This is a genomic window from Pseudomonas sp. TE3644, from assembly GCF_056278815.1.
The window spans coordinates 5825106-5839614 of record NZ_JBWBQF010000001.1; the positions used below are offsets into that span (position 1 = coordinate 5825106).

The following is a 14509-nucleotide window of genomic DNA, read 5'->3' on the forward strand; positions in this document are numbered from 1 at the left end:
AAACCACCCACCCAGATTTATTTGAATTCCTGTGCCAGGACGGCACACCACGACTCGCCACGCGCGCCTTGTGGCGTCAGAGTCAGTGAACGGCCGCCCGCGTGGGGGCGTATGGTAATGGTCAGGTCAGGCTTTGGCAAAAAGCCTGCGCCACGCTGTGGCCACTCGATCAGACAGAGAGCGTCACCTTCAAAGTAATCCCGAATGCCAAGAAATTCCAGTTCTTCCGGGTCCACAAGGCGATACAGATCAAAATGATAGGCGCGAAAGCTCGGCAACTCGTAAGGTTCCACCAGCGTGAAGGTCGGGCTTTTCACCGCGCCCTGGTGCCCAAGGCCGCGGATCAGCCCCCTGGAGAGCGTGGTTTTACCGGCTCCCAGGTCGCCTTCGAGGAAAATCACCCCGACGGCCTGGGTCACCTGCGCCAGGCGCCCGCCAAACTCGACCATGGCGTTTTCATCGCCCAGAAACAGCGTTATTTCAGACAAGGGGACAGCTCCTCGAACACCTGACGGATGGCTGGAATCAAATCGGTGGCCGCCAGCCCGCGGCCCTTGCTACCTTGTTGCTCGCCGGCACGCGCATGCAGCCACACGCCCAGACAGGCGGCATCATACGGGGCCATGCCCTGGGCCAGAAGTGCCCCCAGCAACCCTGCCAGTACGTCACCCAGCCCCGCCGTGGCCATGGCGGGGTGGCCACGGTCGCACAAGGCCAGGCTGCCATCGGGGGCGGCGATCAGGCTGCCGCTGCCCTTGAGCACGCACACGGTTGAATATTTTTTCGCCAGGGCCAGCGCCGCGTGGGCGCGGTCGGCCTGGATTTGCGCGGTCGACACGCCCAACAGGCGCGCCGCCTCGCCGGGGTGTGGGGTGATGATCGAGCCCGCCGGCAGCGCGGCGCGCCCTTCAGCCAGCTGATTCAATGCATCGGCATCCCACACCTGGGCTCTAGCGACCGTGGCAGCCACCGACAGCAGGCTGCGCCCCCAACTGCCCTGCCCCAGGCCTGGGCCGATCACCACGACGTCGGCCTTGTCCAGCACGTCGAGCAACTGGTTGGAGGAATGCACACCCAGGGTCATGACCTCGGGCAGGCGGGTCACGGCTGCGGCCACATGTTCCGGGCGGGTGGCCAGCGTGACCATGCCAGCGCCGCTGCGCAACGCCGACTCCGCGCTCATCAACGTGGCGCCGCCGGTGCCGTGATCGCCACCCATGACCAGCAGGCGGCCATATTGGCCTTTATGCGCAGTCATCGGCCTTGGGGCGGGCCTTGGCAGCGAGGCCGCATGCAGGCGCCTGGCCATGGCTGGCTGCGCGGCAACGATGGCCGGGCTGGCCAGCAGGTCGTCGAATACCAGGTGGCCTACATGATCGGCCGCCTGGCCGCTGAACAGGCCGAACTTGAGGCCGATGAAGGTCACCGTCAGCTCGGCATGAACCGCCGCGCCCAGTACCTGCCCGGTATCAGCACACAGCCCCGAGGGGATATCCACCGCCAGCACGGGCAGGCCGCTGACGTTAATGGCCTGGATCGCCTGCTCGTAAGGCGCCCGCACAGTGCCCTTGAGGCCAGTGCCCAGCAACGCATCCACCACCACGCCTTGCAGTCCGGCATCCGGTGCCCACGGCTGTATATCCACCTGGCTGGCCCGGGCTTCAGCCCAGGCGGCCGCGGCATCGCCGCTCAAGCGGGCAGGATCGCCGACGGCCAGTACGCTGACCGCCCAGCCAGCACGCTGCGCCAGCGCGGCAATCAGGTAGCCATCGCCGGCATTGTTGCCGTGGCCGGCCAGCACGGTCATCTGGTCGGCGTCCGGCCACTGGCGGCGCAGGGCACGCCAGGCAGCTCGGGCCGCGCGCTGCATCAGTTCGAAGCCGTCGGTACCGGCGGCAATCAGGGCAGCATCCAGCGCCCGCACCTGCGCTGCGGCATAGAGCAGATCGGGTAAGTCGTCGTCTGGCAGTGGCATGATTAAACGTTCGCTCGCAATGTCTGGCAGAATTATACCCACCTCAGCTCCGGTTTCCCTCTTCGCATGTCCGCCGTTATCGCCGATCTCCCCGCCCTGGCCCAATCCATCAAAGACTGGGGCCGCGAACTGGGCTTCCAGCAAGTCGGCATCGCCGGCCTGGACCTTGGCGAGCACGAACAACACCTGGAACGCTGGCTGGCAGCGGGCTACCACGGCGAAATGGAGTACATGGGCGCCCACGGCAGCAAGCGCTCGCACCCCGAACAATTGGTGCCAGGCACCCTGCGGGTGGTGTCGCTGCGCATGGACTACCTGCCGGGCGACACACAGATGGCGCAATTGCTGGCCCAGCCAGAAAAAGCCTACATCTCACGCTATGCGCTGGGCCGCGACTATCACAAGTTGATCCGCAAGCGCGTGCAACAACTGGCCGACCGCATCCAGCAGCACATCGGCCCGTTTGGCTTCCGCGCCTTCGTCGACAGCGCCCCGGTACTGGAAAAGGCCATCGCCGAGCAGGCCGGGCTGGGCTGGATCGGCAAGAACACCCTGGTGCTGAACCGCAAGGCTGGCAGCTATTTTTTCCTCAGCGAACTGTTCGTCGACCTACCGCTGCCGGTGGACGAGCCGCACGCCACTGAGCACTGCGGCCGTTGCAGCGCCTGCCTGGACATTTGCCCTACCAATGCCTTCGTCGGCCCTTACGTACTGGACGCCCGCCGCTGCATCTCGTACCTGACCATCGAATTGAAGACCGCCATCCCCGAGGAGCTGCGACCGCTGATCGGCAACAGGGTATTCGGCTGTGATGATTGCCAGATCGTCTGCCCGTGGAACCGCTTCGCCCGGCCCAGCGGGGAAGGCGATTTCAAGCCGCGGCATAACCTGGACAATGCCGGTCTGGCCGAGCTGTTTTTGTGGGATGAGGACAAATTCCTCAGCAGCACCGAAGGCTCACCCCTGCGCCGCGCCGGGTATGAGCGCTGGTTGCGTAACCTGGCGGTTGGACTGGGCAACGCCCCTTCCAGCATCCCGGTGATCGAAGCGCTCAAGGCTCGCCGGGCTGACCCTTCGGCGATGGTTCGCGAGCACGTCGAATGGGCACTGAAGGAGCATGACCAGCGGGCGGGGGGATAACCTCACTGCAATAGTATGGCCACCCGGTCATCATCTGCGTAAGTGCAGCACGCCAGAGCGAACCCTTCCGCGCGCTCGGCTGAACTCAAGGTGAAGTCTGCCTCCCGCCGGCATTTGCCCTCAACAACCTTGACCCGACAACTTCCACAGATCCCCGACCGGCATTGGCTGCGCATTGGCACGCCATGGCGCTCAAGCTCATCGAGCAGCGTGCGTCCTCTATCCACGGGAAGTTCGATGCCCTGATCACCAATACAAAGCAACGTCTGCCCTTCGCTTGCTTCGACCAAACTGCGGGTCGGCGCGCTGAAAGCCTCCACCAGAATTTCAGGCTCGCGATATACCTGCGCCGCCAGGGCCTGCTGCCCCAGGGCGAACTCGTGCCCGCCGCATATCACCACCGCGCCAGGCATGCCCAGCGCCCGTAAATCCTGCGCACACGGCCGCCCGGCATAGAAATGCCCGTTGAATCTGTCGATGGGCTCGCGAGTAATGTGAAATCGCACGTTGAACCAATCGTTCGCCAAGTCGAGGCGCAGCAACTCCGCCAGGAAGGGAATCGAGGCAAGGGTGGGATTGCACAGCAGCAGCGACACTCGGGGCGTTGGCCGCCCCTGCTCGCGTAAACCGGCCATGCTGCGGATCAGGGCCATTGGCAAGGTGGCGCCGATGCCATTGGCCAACATCACCACCTGCCCATGATGCAGCAGGCGACTGGCGGTGATATCCCCGTCGATTGCCCCGCCGGACAATGTAGAGCCCGGCTGCACCTGTTGAAACAACTGATCCGAAACACCATTGTGGCCGCCGCGCTTGATCACCACTTCAATGGTGTCAAGCGTGGGGCGGGCCACGATGGAATAGCATCGGCTACGTACCTGGCCACCGGGATCGGGACAGTCGAGTGAAAGATAGCGCCCCGGCTCCAGCCGATCACCGCCCAAGGGGTCGAGCAGTCGCAGGGTGAATGCGCGAATGCCTGCGGCCTCATCCCGAACCTGCTCGCATCGAAGCATCATGCCTTCAGCCACGGCCACCTCCGCAAGCCAGTACAGGGCCCGACCCCACAGACTCAAGACCAACGCGCGCGAGCAGGCTATTGACGGAACCGGTGTACACGTTGATTTCGCCCATGTCGCCGACATCGGCAACGATGTCCTCTCCACCTTCAAGCCCCGCTAGGGAAAAGGCTTTTTTCCAGGCGCCCATCTCATTGTTCGCAAACATGCTGACCGTCTTCTTGATGACCTCATGCAGGTACACTTTCTCTGACGTGCTGAGTTGGCTCACGATGTCAATGGCCACAAAACTGAAGACGCTGGAGTGACTCCATTCATCCATGGCGTGAGTGCGGGTGACCTCGTGGCACACCGTCTGAATGCTGCTGTCCTCCGCCATCGTCTTCAGATAATCGGTGATCAGGGTTTCACTCGCACAGGCGATGCCAAACCGAGTCAATCGACGTTGCCACTCGGCCGTGCAACTTGATAACAAAGCATTACGCCAGCCGATCAGATTAAAGTCGCAGTAATCCAAATACGGAAGTTGACGATGATGATAGATATAGTTACTTGCACTGATAGACATCTTGGTGTGCAGCGCCTCATCCAGCAGGGCTTCAGCCATGACTGACTGCAATATCTCACGATTCGGCGAATTGACCGGCGGAGACTTTATAATATCTTCACAGGCTGGAGTGACCACGTTACATTCGATGTAGATAGTTTTCAGATTGTAAATAACCCAGGCATAGGAGAGGCATTTTTCTTTTACCCCCGCAGGGGCTTCACGCCAGGCGTCATGCCCCCTGAAAGGGAGCAGCGACTCGCTGAAATCGGCCTTGACCGGGTTGAATGCCAGCTCTGAATAGGGCGTTTGCTCATTGTTCACGGCCGCACGAGAAACCCACAGGGCCGACAACTTCGATAACATTTCACCGACCGGATCTTTTTCATTCAACGACGCAAAATCCTTCATCGCAATCTTCCTTGAAATATTATTTATTGTATTTATATGGCCAGCACCAGGCGCACCATACCGATTCAGCTTAAGCATCACCGAAAAAGTCGCAAGGGCAAAAACGAAACTTCAGAAAAGTCCTACAGCATCAACATCCGATTTATTGCTCGCATATACCAATACACAAGCACATATATATCCGGTTAATTCAGACCAGATCGAGCCAGTGACTCAATACTGCCTGAGCGGCCGGCACCAAGGCGTTCATGGCACTAGCCTGCTTGCGTAAGTCAGCCGGCAGGATGCCTGCCATCCCAAGCTCCGCAGCATGCCCCACCAGCCACGGTTCGAGACGCTGCGGATTAACCTCAAGGTGAAACTGCAATGCCAGCACTGAACCGCCCACGCTGAACGCCTGGTTCGGGCAAATGGCGGTGCCCGCCAACCGCGTAGCTTGCGGCGGTACCTGGAACTGGTCCCCATGCCAATGCAGCACAGGAATATCGGCGGCCAGGGGTGCAAGACAGGAATCAACCCCGTCCTGGGTCAGCGTGAGGCGCCCAAAGCCGATCTCCTTCACGCCCATGGGCGCCACCTCGCTACCCAGTGCCCGCGCGATCAACTGCGCCCCCAGGCAGATGCCCAGCAGCTTGCCTCCACTGGCCAATCTCTGTCGCACCAATGCCAGTTCGTGGGCAAGAAAGGGGTACTGCAGCTCATCGAATGCACCGATTGGCCCACCCAGGAATACCACCAGGTCAGGCGTAGTGACATCCACTTGAGCCAGGTCATCGACCGCAGCGTCCAGCGTGGAAAGGTTGTAGCCGCGCGCCTGAAGGAGGTCCGCGAACGTACCGAGGTCTTCAAATGCCAGATGGCGAATTACCAGTGCATGTTTCATTTCCATACCAATACAAAGAGTTAGTGGATAAGCACACACTCTTATCAGCCAGCAAAAATGCTGTCGAGATTGCAGATTGGATGGACTAGCAGTTCGCGATGATGGCCACTTGGGCAGCGATGAACGCTGCCCCTTGACCAGAACCCGAGGTATATCCCCGCGTACAGGGGACGGCGGCCGCTACAGCGTTTGGCGACGCCCCTACTGATTTGGGTAAGAGGCGCCGACGCAAGCGCATATCCAGAAACACAATAAGGCGTTAACCGGCGCGGCGATCATCAGAACTTGATGAAATGCTTGCGATAATGCTGCAGCTCGCCAATCGACTCGCGAATGTCGTCCAGCGCCAGGTGAGTGCTGCCCTTCTTGAAGCTGTCCTTGACCTCGGGGGCCCAGCGCGCGGCCAGTTCCTTGAGGGTAGACACGTCCAGGTTGCGGTAATGGAAGTAATTTTCCAGGCCGCGCATGTGGCGGTACAGGAAGCGGCGATCCTGGCAGATACTGTTGCCACAGATCGGCGATTTGCCTTTGGGCACCCATTGCTCCAGGAAGGCGATGGTCTGGGCTTCGGCCTCGGCCATGCTGACCTTGCTCTCACGCACGCGCTGGGTCAGGCCCGAGTTGCCGTGGGTGCGGGTGTTCCACTCATCCATGCGCGCCAGCACTTCGTCGCTGTGGTGGATGGCAATGACCGGGCCTTCGGCCAGGGTGTTGAGGTCGCTGTCGGTGACGATGGTGGCCATTTCGATGATCACATCGCTGTCCGGGTCCAGCCCGGTCATTTCCAGGTCGATCCAGATCAGGTTGTTGGCGTTTTGCATGTGGGGGGGCTCCTCGGCTTGACTGCGCAGTTTAGCTCAGCCGGGCATGCTAAACTCGTCGCCGTTTTAATTACCCCCTGCACGGAACACTCATGGCCAAACGCCAGCTCAACCGTCGCCAGAACTGGCGCATCGAAAAAATCCAGGGCGAGCGCGCCGCTCGTGCCGCCAAACGCGAGTCCCACACGCTGGAGACACTGGAAGGCGGTGACCTGGGCCCTGAGCAGACGGGCCTGGTGATTGCCCACTTCGGTGTGCAGGTCGAGGTCGAGGCACAGGAAGGCGAGCTGGCGGGCCAGGTATTCCGTTGCCACCTGCGGGCCAACCTGCCCGCACTGGTGACCGGCGACACAGTGGTGTGGCGCGCGGGCAACCAGGGCATCGGCGTGATCGTCGCGCAACTGCCGCGCAGCACCGAGCTGTGCCGGCCCGACAGCCGCGGTCAACTCAAGCCGGTGGCGGCCAACGTCGACCTGATCGTGATCGTCTTCGCGCCCATGCCCGAGCCCCATGCCAACCTGATCGACCGCTACCTGGTGGCGGCTGAACACGCAGGCATCCGCCCGTTGCTGCTGCTCAACAAGGCCGACCTGATCGATGACGACAACGCCCCGGCGCTGAACGCGCTGCTGGCGGTGTACCGCCAACTGGGTTATCCGTTGCTGGAAGTGTCCGCGCACCATGGCGATGGCATGCAGCAGTTGCAGGCGCAGTTGGACGGGCACATCAGCGTGTTCGTGGGCCAGTCGGGCGTGGGCAAGTCATCGCTGGTCAACAGCCTGCTGCCTGAAGTGCAGACCCGTGTGGGGCCGCTGTCGGAGCTGTCCGGCCAAGGCACGCACACCACCACCACGGCGCGGCTCTTCCACTTCCCTGGCGGCGGCGAACTGATCGACTCGCCGGGTATTCGCGAGTTCGGCCTGGGCCACGTCAGCCGCGCGGACGTGGAAGCGGGCTTCATCGAATTCGACGAGCTGATCGGCCATTGCCGCTTCCGCGATTGCAAGCATGACCGCGAGCCGGGTTGCGCGCTGCTCAAGGCCCTGGAAGAAGGCCGCGTGCAGCAGCAGCGCATGAACAGCTACCGCTCGATCATTGCCAGCTTGCCGGAAGATACCTACTAAGCCCCCGCAAGCCGTAGCCCCTGCCGCCAGGCTGCGCTAGCCCTGTGCCTCGCTCGAGATCTACAGCGAACACACCGGCCAGCGCAGCCTTCGGCAGCGGCTACAGCACTCGCCACGCATCCCGCGTAGCCGCTGCCGCCAGGCTGCGCTGGCCCTGTGCCTCGCTTGAGATCTACAGCGAACACACCGGCCAGCGCAGCCTTCGGCAGCGGCTACAGCACTCGCCACGCATCCCGCGTAGCCGCTGCCGCCAGGCTGCGCTGGCCCTGTGCCTCGCTTGAGATCTACAGCGAACACACCGGCCAGCGCAGCCTTCGGCAGCGGCTACAGCACTCGCCACGCATCCCGCGTAGCCGCTGCCGCCAGGCTGCGCTGGCCCTGTGCCTCGCTTGAGATCTACAGCGAACACACCGGCCAGCGCAGCCTTCGGCAGCGGCTACAGCACTTACCACACATCCCGCGTAGCCGCTGCCGCCAGGCTGCGCTGGCCCTGTGCCTCGCTTGAGATCTACAGTGGGCACACCGGCCAGCGCAGCCTGCGGCAGCGGCTACAGCACTCGCCACGCATCCCGCGTAGCCGCTGCCGCCAGGCTGCGCTGGCCCTGTGCCTCGCTTGAGATCTACAGTGGGCACACCGGCCAGCGCAGCCTGCGGCAGCGGCTACAGGTGTCCCGCTGTAGGGGGGATTTTGCGGGGCGATTTTGTAGGAAATTTTACCTTTCGATGTAGGAACGGTCTCTTTCGCACGTCGTCCCTTGCCTCATAAAACACTTCTGAACAATCTTCATCCCTGTCACCGGAAACCGACTGAAAGGGATAGCCATGTCGACCTACCACCTGTTCATCAGCCAGTCCTGGCGCTATTCAGATGCCTACGACCGCTTGCTCAACCTGCTGGAACTGGACACCAGCTTCAGCTTTCAGAGCCATGCCCTGCCCGCCCCCCACCCGGTGGTCGAACGCTCCGACCAGGAACTTGAACAGGCGATTGTCGAGCAACTGCAGGCGTGCTCGGTGTTGGTGATCATGGCAGGCGTGTACCCCACCTACGGCAAGTGGATCGACAAGGAAATCGATGCCGCCAAGCGTCTGGGCAAAGTCATCATCGCCATCAAACCCTTCGGTCCCGAGCGCATTTCCCCCAGGGTGCGTGCCGCCGCCAGTGCCGAGTGTGGCTGGAGCACCCGCCATATCATCGGCGCCATCACCCTGCACGCCTGAAAGCACAACGCCCGCCGCGACGGGGGTCGGGGCGGGCGTTGTGGAGGGCGATAGGCTTACTGCTTGCCCTGTTCGTCCATTTTCAGCGTGCCATCTTCGAACATGTTCAGCTTCTGCCGCAGTTCGTGCGGTTGCATCGGCTCGATGGGCGCTGCCGTCGATGCACTCGGCTTGCCGGCTGGAGCCGGTGCGGCGGCACCAGGCTTGGCTGGCGCGCCAGGGGCCGCCGGGGGGGGCGCATCCGGTGTGGTCTCGCCTTCGATGTCGCGCTGGGCCTTCTTGGTCAGCACCACGATGTCGATGCGGCGGTTGACCGGGTTCAGCGGGTTCTTGCGGTCAAACAGCGACGAGGAGGCGTAACCCACCACGCGAGCGACCTGATTGTCCGGATACCCCCCACCTTCCAGCGCCCGGCGAGCGGCGTTGGCGCGGTTGGCCGACAATTCCCAGTTGCCGAAATCGCCTTGGCCTGCGTACGGCTGGGCGTCGGTATGGCCACTGACACTAATCTTGTTCGGCACCGCCTTGATGGTGTCGGCCATGGCCAGCAGGATGTCCTCGAAATACGGCTTCAGACGCGCGCTGCCGGTATCGAACATCGGGCGGTTCTCGGCGTCCATGATCTGGATGCGCAAGCCTTCCTGAGTGATCTCGAACAGGATCTGATCCTTGAACTTCTGCAGTTGCGGGTTCTGGTCGACCTTGTTCTGCAGTTCCTGCAACAGCAGGTTCAGGCGTTCCTGGTCGATTTTCTCGGCGGCCGCCTCGGCATCCTTCTCGCTCAGGGTATCCGGGGTCTGAGGCTGCGGCGTCGAGCTCTCGATCTGCGGGTTCAGGGTTTTGTCGGGCGCCAACTGCGGCGTGCCGCCCATGTCGATGATGTAGGGCGAACCGCTTTCGGTGAAGCCCACCGGGTCCTGGAAGTAGCCGGAAATGGCCAGTTTCTGTTCCGGGGTGGCCGAGGACAGCAACCACAGCACCAGGAAGAACGCCATCATCGCCGTGGCGAAGTCGGCGAAGGCAATTTTCCAGGCACCGCCGTGGTGGCCGCCGCCGAAGCGCTTGACGCGCTTGATGATTATCGGCTGGTTATTTTCCATGACTCAGCGACCGCGAACCGCTTGTTCCAGCTCGGCGAAACTTGGGCGGTGTGCCGGGAACAGCACCTTGCGGCCAAACTCGACGGCCAGCGACGGCGGCATGCCCGAGGCCGAGGCCACCAGCGAGGCCTTGATGGCCTCGTACACATTCACTTCTTCCTTGGCATCGTGGCCGATCGCAGTGGCCAGGGGGCCAACAAAGCCGTACGCGGCCAGAATACCGAAGAAGGTACCTACCAGCGCCGCACCTACGTGGGCACCGATGGTTGCCTTGTCGCCATCACCCAGCGAGGCCATGGTCACCACGATACCCAATACCGCCGCCACGATACCGAAACCGGGCATACCGTCGGCCACGCCAGTCACGGCGTGGGAGGTGTGCTCCAGCTCTTCCTTGATGCTCTGCAGTTCCATGTCGAACAGGCCTTCAAGCTCATGGGGAGCCATGTTGCCCGAGGACATGATGCGCAGGTAGTCACAGATATAGGCCGTCATGCGCTCGTCTTTGAGCACGATCGGGTATTTGGCGAAGATCGGACTGGCCGCGGCGTCTTCGATATCGCTCTCGATCGCCATCATGCCTTCACGACGGCTTTTGTTGAGAATCTCGTAGACCAGGCCCAGCACTTCCATATAGAAAGCGTGCGAAAAACGCGATTTGAACATGCCCACGGACTTCTTGATGACCTTCATGGTCATGTAGCCCGGGTTGGCCTGCAGGAACGCACCGAAGGCCGCACCCCCGATGATCAGCACTTCGAAGGGCTGAATCAACGCTGCGATCTTACCGTGGGATAGAACGTATCCGCCGAGCACACTCGCGAATACGACGATGATGCCGATAATTTTAGCCATAGATTGGAAGCACTTACATGTCGTGGTCAGGGGTGTGGGCGCAAGATTCTAAATCTCTTGTTCTACTTATCGGCAGTTCTGCGCCAGACTATAGCCTGAAAAGGTGAAAAGCCAGTTCGGTCCTACCAGCATGCCAATTGAGCCCAACGTGCCTATCAAGACGCCCAATACCCTTCCAGACTGGATAAAGCTGCTCGACAGCGTACGTTTGCCGGTGCCGATGGCAAGCCATGAACGCGTTCAGGCCGCCCTGCGCGACAGCCGCAGTTCGCTGCGCGACATCGCCGAGCTGATGCAGGATAGCCCGGCATTGGTACTCAGTGTTATCCGCGAAGCCAACCATCACGTTCACCAGAGCCTGGCCGAACCGGTGGAAAGCCTGGAGATAGCCTTGGGCCGGCTGGGCCTTGCACGCACCGACGAGCTGCTGGAGCGCCTGCCCACTGCCCTGCCCGAAGACACTCCGCGCGGGCTGCGCCAGCTGCTGCTGATCAGCCAACATGCTGCGCAGCAGGCCAACGGCCTGTTCGCCGCGCGGTTGGCACGCCTGTGGCAGGAGATCCACTGGGGCAGCCTGCTGTTCCTGTCCCCCCTGTGGCCGCTGGCAATCACCCACCCGCGCTTGCTGGAAGAATGGGAACTGCGGGTGGTGCACAAGGGCGAGGCCGCAGCCAAGGTCGAACTTGAGCTGTTCGGCGTGCGCCTGCTCAACCTGTGCCAGAGCCTTGCGCTGCAATGGCGGCTGCCGGCCTGGATTCACCATGGCTATAACCTGCTGCTGGACGAGCAACGCGAATTCGTCAAAGTGCTGCACATCGCCCGCGACGACGAAGACCGCCTGCGCCAGCAACAGCAGCTGGACCAGGACCCTGGCCTGCGCCGCTGGCTCAACCAGCCGGCCAACACCGTGGTACTGGCCAACGGCCTGGCGCTGTCTGCCCAGGAAGCCTGGAACACCCCGCATACCCTGCGTTGGCAGTACCTGACCTGCCTGTACCTGCAAATGCCCATGGACGACCTGCAACAGCAGGTTCACCAGCATGCCGTACAGAACGCCCGACACTACGCCGCGCCCGGCCTGTGGCACCCCGCCGAGGCACTGCTGTGGCCATGGGACACCCGCCGCGTGCACAAAGGCCTGCAGCCGGCACCGCCGCCCACGGCCGAGGACCTGGCCAGCTGGCGCAAGTTGTGCGCCGAGCTGCTGGTGGAGCCCAGCCGATTCACCAACGCCATGCACTTGACCACCTGCGCCCGCGATGCCTTGGTGGCCTGCGGCATGCAGCGGGTGATACTGCTGATGGCCGACAAGACAGGCACCACCCTGCGGGTTCACCAGACCGCAGGCCTGCCCGCCGAAGCGGCCAACCTGAACCTGCTGATCAGCCAGAGCAACGTGCTGCAGCGCTTGATGGACAAACCGGCCCAGGTGCGCCTGACCCCGCAAAACAATACCCAGTTCTCTGCCATGATCCCGTCGAGCCTGCGCGGCCTGTTCAAAGGCGAGCACGTGATGCTGCGCTCTGTGCTGGGCAATGAACGGGTAGTCATGCTGATCGTCGCCGACCAGGGTGGCGTACCGTTCTCGGAAATCACCGTGCAGGCCTTTACCCGCACCGTGCAATGCATCGAACGCGCCCTCGCCGCCTTCAGTAAGCGCGGCGCCTGAAGCATGCGCTACAATCGGCCCCCACTTTTCAATCTGGAGACCTCACATGGCTGATTTCTCGGGCCTGCCGCTGGTGATCGAAGCTGCCCAGCTACAGCAACGCCTCGATGCTCCAGAGCTGATCCTGGTCGACCTGACCAGCCCGGCACGCTACGCCGCCGGCCACATTCCCGGCGCCCGCTTCGTCGACCCCAAGCGCACCCAACTGGGCCAGCCACCGGCGCCGGGCCTGATGCCTTCCCAGCCTGCGCTGGAAGCCCTGTTCGGCGAACTGGGCCACAACCCCGATGCGGTCTACGTGGTGTATGACGACGAAGGCGGCGGCTGGGCCGGCCGCTTCATCTGGCTGCTGGATGTCATCGGCCATACCCGCTATCACTACCTGGACGGCGGCCTGCTGGCCTGGGAAGCCGCGCAGTTGCCGGTGAGCGGCGAAGTACCGGCCGCCCGCGTCGGCACCGTGGCCCTGACCCTGCACGACGAGCCCACGGCCACCCGTGAATACCTGCAAAGCCGCATCGGCGCCGCCGACCTGGCCATCTGGGACGCCCGCGGGCCGCTTGAATACAGCGGCGAGAAGGTCCTGGCGGCCAAGGGCGGGCACATCCCCGGCGCGATCAATTTCGAATGGACTGCCGGCATGGACAAGGCGCGCAACCTGCGCATCCGCAGCGACATGCCAAAAATCCTTGAGGACCTGGGCATCACCCCGGACAAGGAAATCATTACCCACTGCCAGACCCACCACCGTTCCGGCTTCACCTATTTGGTGGCCAAGGCGCTCGGCTACCCGCGCGTCAAAGGTTATGCCGGTTCTTGGGGCGAATGGGGCAACCACCCCGACACGCCCGTTGAAGTTTAAGGACACTCGATGAAATCCCGTTTGTTTATCCTCAGTCAGTACCTGCTGCCCCATCACCTGCTGTCCCGCCTGGCCGGCTGCGTGGCCGAATGCCGCGTGCGCTGGTTCAAGAACGCCTTTACCGCCTGGTTCGCCAAGCGCTATCAGGTGGACATGTCCCAGGCCCTGGTCGAAGACCTGACCGCTTACGAGCACTTCAACGACTTCTTCACCCGCGCCCTGAAGCCTGGCGCACGCCCACTGGACCCGACCCCGGGTGCAATCCTGAGCCCGGCCGATGGCGCCATCAGCCAGTGGGGCGCGATCGAACACGGCCGCATCTTCCAGGCCAAGGGCCACAGCTTCAGCGCCCTGGAACTGCTGGGCGGCGACCCGGCCAATGCCGCACCGTTCATGGGCGGCGAGTTCGCCACCATCTACCTGTCGCCCAAGGACTACCACCGCGTGCATATGCCGCTGGCCGGCACCCTGCGCGAGATGGTCTACGTGCCGGGCCGCCTGTTCTCGGTCAACCAGACCACCGCCGAAAACGTGCCTGAGCTGTTCGCCCGCAACGAGCGCGTGGTGTGCCTGTTCGACACCGAGCGCGGCCCGATGGCCGTAGTGCTGGTGGGCGCGATGATTGTGGCCTCGGTGGAAACCGTGTGGGCCGGGCTGGTGACGCCGCCCAAGCGCGAACTCAAGACCGTACGCTATGACGAAGCTGCCCGCGCGCCTATCCATCTGGAAAAAGGCGCCGAGCTGGGCCGCTTCAAGCTGGGCTCCACGGCTGTCGTGCTGTTTGGCCCGGAGCAGGTGAAATGGGCCCACGAACTGGGCGCCGGGTCGACGGTCAACATGGGCCAGCGCATCGGCCAGGGCGTCGACAGCGCCGCCTGATTC

The 14509-nt window shown here is 62.7% G+C and carries 14 protein-coding genes; 6 read left to right on the forward strand and 8 right to left on the reverse strand.

What is annotated here, in order from left to right; genetic code table 11:
* Nucleotides 1–17: 17 nt before the first annotated feature.
* The gene (gene tsaE, locus ACZ9GA_RS25795) at nt 18–488 is read right to left on the reverse strand and encodes a tRNA (adenosine(37)-N6)-threonylcarbamoyltransferase complex ATPase subunit type 1 TsaE (RefSeq protein ID WP_027979716.1); all 471 of its coding nucleotides are present in this window, start codon (nt 486–488) and stop codon (nt 18–20) included.
* Nucleotides 476–1975, reverse strand: coding sequence for an NAD(P)H-hydrate dehydratase (locus ACZ9GA_RS25800; protein WP_457359827.1), 1500 nt, complete (start codon nt 1973–1975; stop codon nt 476–478). Before ACZ9GA_RS25800 ends, tsaE begins: the two co-directional genes overlap by 13 nt.
* Before the next feature lie 66 nt (nt 1976–2041).
* On the opposite strand from ACZ9GA_RS25800, the gene queG reads away from it, so the two are divergent.
* Nucleotides 2042–3115, forward strand: a complete 1074-nt coding sequence (queG, locus tag ACZ9GA_RS25805) for a tRNA epoxyqueuosine(34) reductase QueG (RefSeq protein WP_457359825.1) — start codon at nt 2042–2044, stop codon at nt 3113–3115.
* 2 nt (nt 3116–3117) lie between these two features.
* On the opposite strand, the gene ACZ9GA_RS25810 is transcribed toward queG, so the two are convergent.
* The 4 genes from ACZ9GA_RS25810 to orn all read right to left on the reverse strand — a co-directional run bounded on the left by ACZ9GA_RS25810 (nt 3118) and on the right by orn (nt 6796).
* A complete protein-coding gene (locus ACZ9GA_RS25810; RefSeq protein WP_457359824.1) occupies nt 3118–4146 on the reverse strand; it encodes a 2Fe-2S iron-sulfur cluster-binding protein in 1029 nt (342 codons plus the stop codon).
* Nucleotides 4139–5092 carry a diiron oxygenase gene (locus ACZ9GA_RS25815; RefSeq protein WP_457359822.1) on the reverse strand — a complete coding sequence of 318 codons (954 nt, stop codon included), beginning with the start codon at nt 5090–5092 and terminating at the stop codon, nt 4139–4141. The genes ACZ9GA_RS25810 and ACZ9GA_RS25815 overlap by 8 nt, the downstream gene beginning before the upstream one ends.
* A gap of 190 nt (nt 5093–5282) precedes the next feature.
* Nucleotides 5283–5975: a glutamine amidotransferase gene (locus tag ACZ9GA_RS25820; RefSeq protein ID WP_457359820.1), complete on the reverse strand. Its 693-nt coding sequence runs from the start codon at nt 5973–5975 to the stop codon at nt 5283–5285.
* Between the two features lie 278 nt (nt 5976–6253).
* Nucleotides 6254–6796 (reverse strand): oligoribonuclease, encoded by a 543-nt coding sequence (gene orn / locus ACZ9GA_RS25825; protein ID WP_457359818.1) that lies wholly within the window; start codon nt 6794–6796, stop codon nt 6254–6256.
* A gap of 92 nt (nt 6797–6888) precedes the next feature.
* On the opposite strand from orn, the gene rsgA reads away from it, so the two are divergent.
* On the forward strand, nt 6889–7920 hold the full coding sequence (gene rsgA / locus ACZ9GA_RS25830) for a small ribosomal subunit biogenesis GTPase RsgA (protein WP_027979721.1): 1032 nt from the start codon (nt 6889–6891) through the stop codon (nt 7918–7920).
* 822 nt (nt 7921–8742) lie between these two features.
* Nucleotides 8743–9141 carry a TIR domain-containing protein gene (locus ACZ9GA_RS25835; protein WP_457359816.1) on the forward strand — a complete coding sequence of 133 codons (399 nt, stop codon included), beginning with the start codon at nt 8743–8745 and terminating at the stop codon, nt 9139–9141.
* A 56-nt stretch (nt 9142–9197) separates the two neighbouring features.
* On the opposite strand, the gene motB is transcribed toward ACZ9GA_RS25835, so the two are convergent.
* The gene (motB, locus tag ACZ9GA_RS25840; protein WP_457359815.1) at nt 9198–10241 is read right to left on the reverse strand and encodes a flagellar motor protein MotB; all 1044 of its coding nucleotides are present in this window, start codon (nt 10239–10241) and stop codon (nt 9198–9200) included.
* A gap of 3 nt (nt 10242–10244) precedes the next feature.
* A complete protein-coding gene (gene motA / locus ACZ9GA_RS25845) occupies nt 10245–11096 on the reverse strand; it encodes a flagellar motor stator protein MotA (protein ID WP_457359813.1) in 852 nt (283 codons plus the stop codon).
* Between the two features lie 130 nt (nt 11097–11226).
* Here motA and ACZ9GA_RS25850 point away from each other — a divergent pair, with 130 nt between their 5' ends.
* The 3 genes from ACZ9GA_RS25850 to asd are packed head-to-tail and all read left to right on the forward strand — an operon-like array spanning nt 11227 to nt 14506.
* Complete coding sequence (locus ACZ9GA_RS25850) at nt 11227–12765, forward strand: HDOD domain-containing protein (protein ID WP_457359811.1); 1539 nt, start codon at nt 11227–11229, stop codon at nt 12763–12765.
* 46 nt (nt 12766–12811) lie between these two features.
* Nucleotides 12812–13627, forward strand: a complete 816-nt coding sequence (locus ACZ9GA_RS25855) for a rhodanese-like domain-containing protein (protein WP_457359809.1) — start codon at nt 12812–12814, stop codon at nt 13625–13627.
* A gap of 9 nt (nt 13628–13636) precedes the next feature.
* Nucleotides 13637–14506 (forward strand): archaetidylserine decarboxylase, encoded by an 870-nt coding sequence (gene asd, locus ACZ9GA_RS25860; RefSeq protein ID WP_457359807.1) that lies wholly within the window; start codon nt 13637–13639, stop codon nt 14504–14506.
* Nucleotides 14507–14509 lie beyond the last annotated feature (3 nt).

Coding starts and splice junctions, on each gene's coding strand:
- ACZ9GA_RS25800 (WP_457359827.1), bottom strand. CDS start 1,975: ATGCCACTGCCAGACGACGACTTACCCGATCTGCTCTATGCCGCAGCG.
- queG (WP_457359825.1), top strand. CDS start 2,042: ATGTCCGCCGTTATCGCCGATCTCCCCGCCCTGGCCCAATCCATCAAA.
- ACZ9GA_RS25815 (WP_457359822.1), bottom strand. CDS start 5,092: ATGAAGGATTTTGCGTCGTTGAATGAAAAAGATCCGGTCGGTGAAATG.
- ACZ9GA_RS25820 (WP_457359820.1), bottom strand. CDS start 5,975: ATGAAACATGCACTGGTAATTCGCCATCTGGCATTTGAAGACCTCGGT.
- orn (WP_457359818.1), bottom strand. CDS start 6,796: ATGCAAAACGCCAACAACCTGATCTGGATCGACCTGGAAATGACCGGG.
- rsgA (WP_027979721.1), top strand. CDS start 6,889: ATGGCCAAACGCCAGCTCAACCGTCGCCAGAACTGGCGCATCGAAAAA.
- ACZ9GA_RS25835 (WP_457359816.1), top strand. CDS start 8,743: ATGTCGACCTACCACCTGTTCATCAGCCAGTCCTGGCGCTATTCAGAT.
- motB (WP_457359815.1), bottom strand. CDS start 10,241: ATGGAAAATAACCAGCCGATAATCATCAAGCGCGTCAAGCGCTTCGGC.
- motA (WP_457359813.1), bottom strand. CDS start 11,096: ATGGCTAAAATTATCGGCATCATCGTCGTATTCGCGAGTGTGCTCGGC.
- ACZ9GA_RS25850 (WP_457359811.1), top strand. CDS start 11,227: ATGCCAATTGAGCCCAACGTGCCTATCAAGACGCCCAATACCCTTCCA.
- ACZ9GA_RS25855 (WP_457359809.1), top strand. CDS start 12,812: ATGGCTGATTTCTCGGGCCTGCCGCTGGTGATCGAAGCTGCCCAGCTA.
- asd (WP_457359807.1), top strand. CDS start 13,637: ATGAAATCCCGTTTGTTTATCCTCAGTCAGTACCTGCTGCCCCATCAC.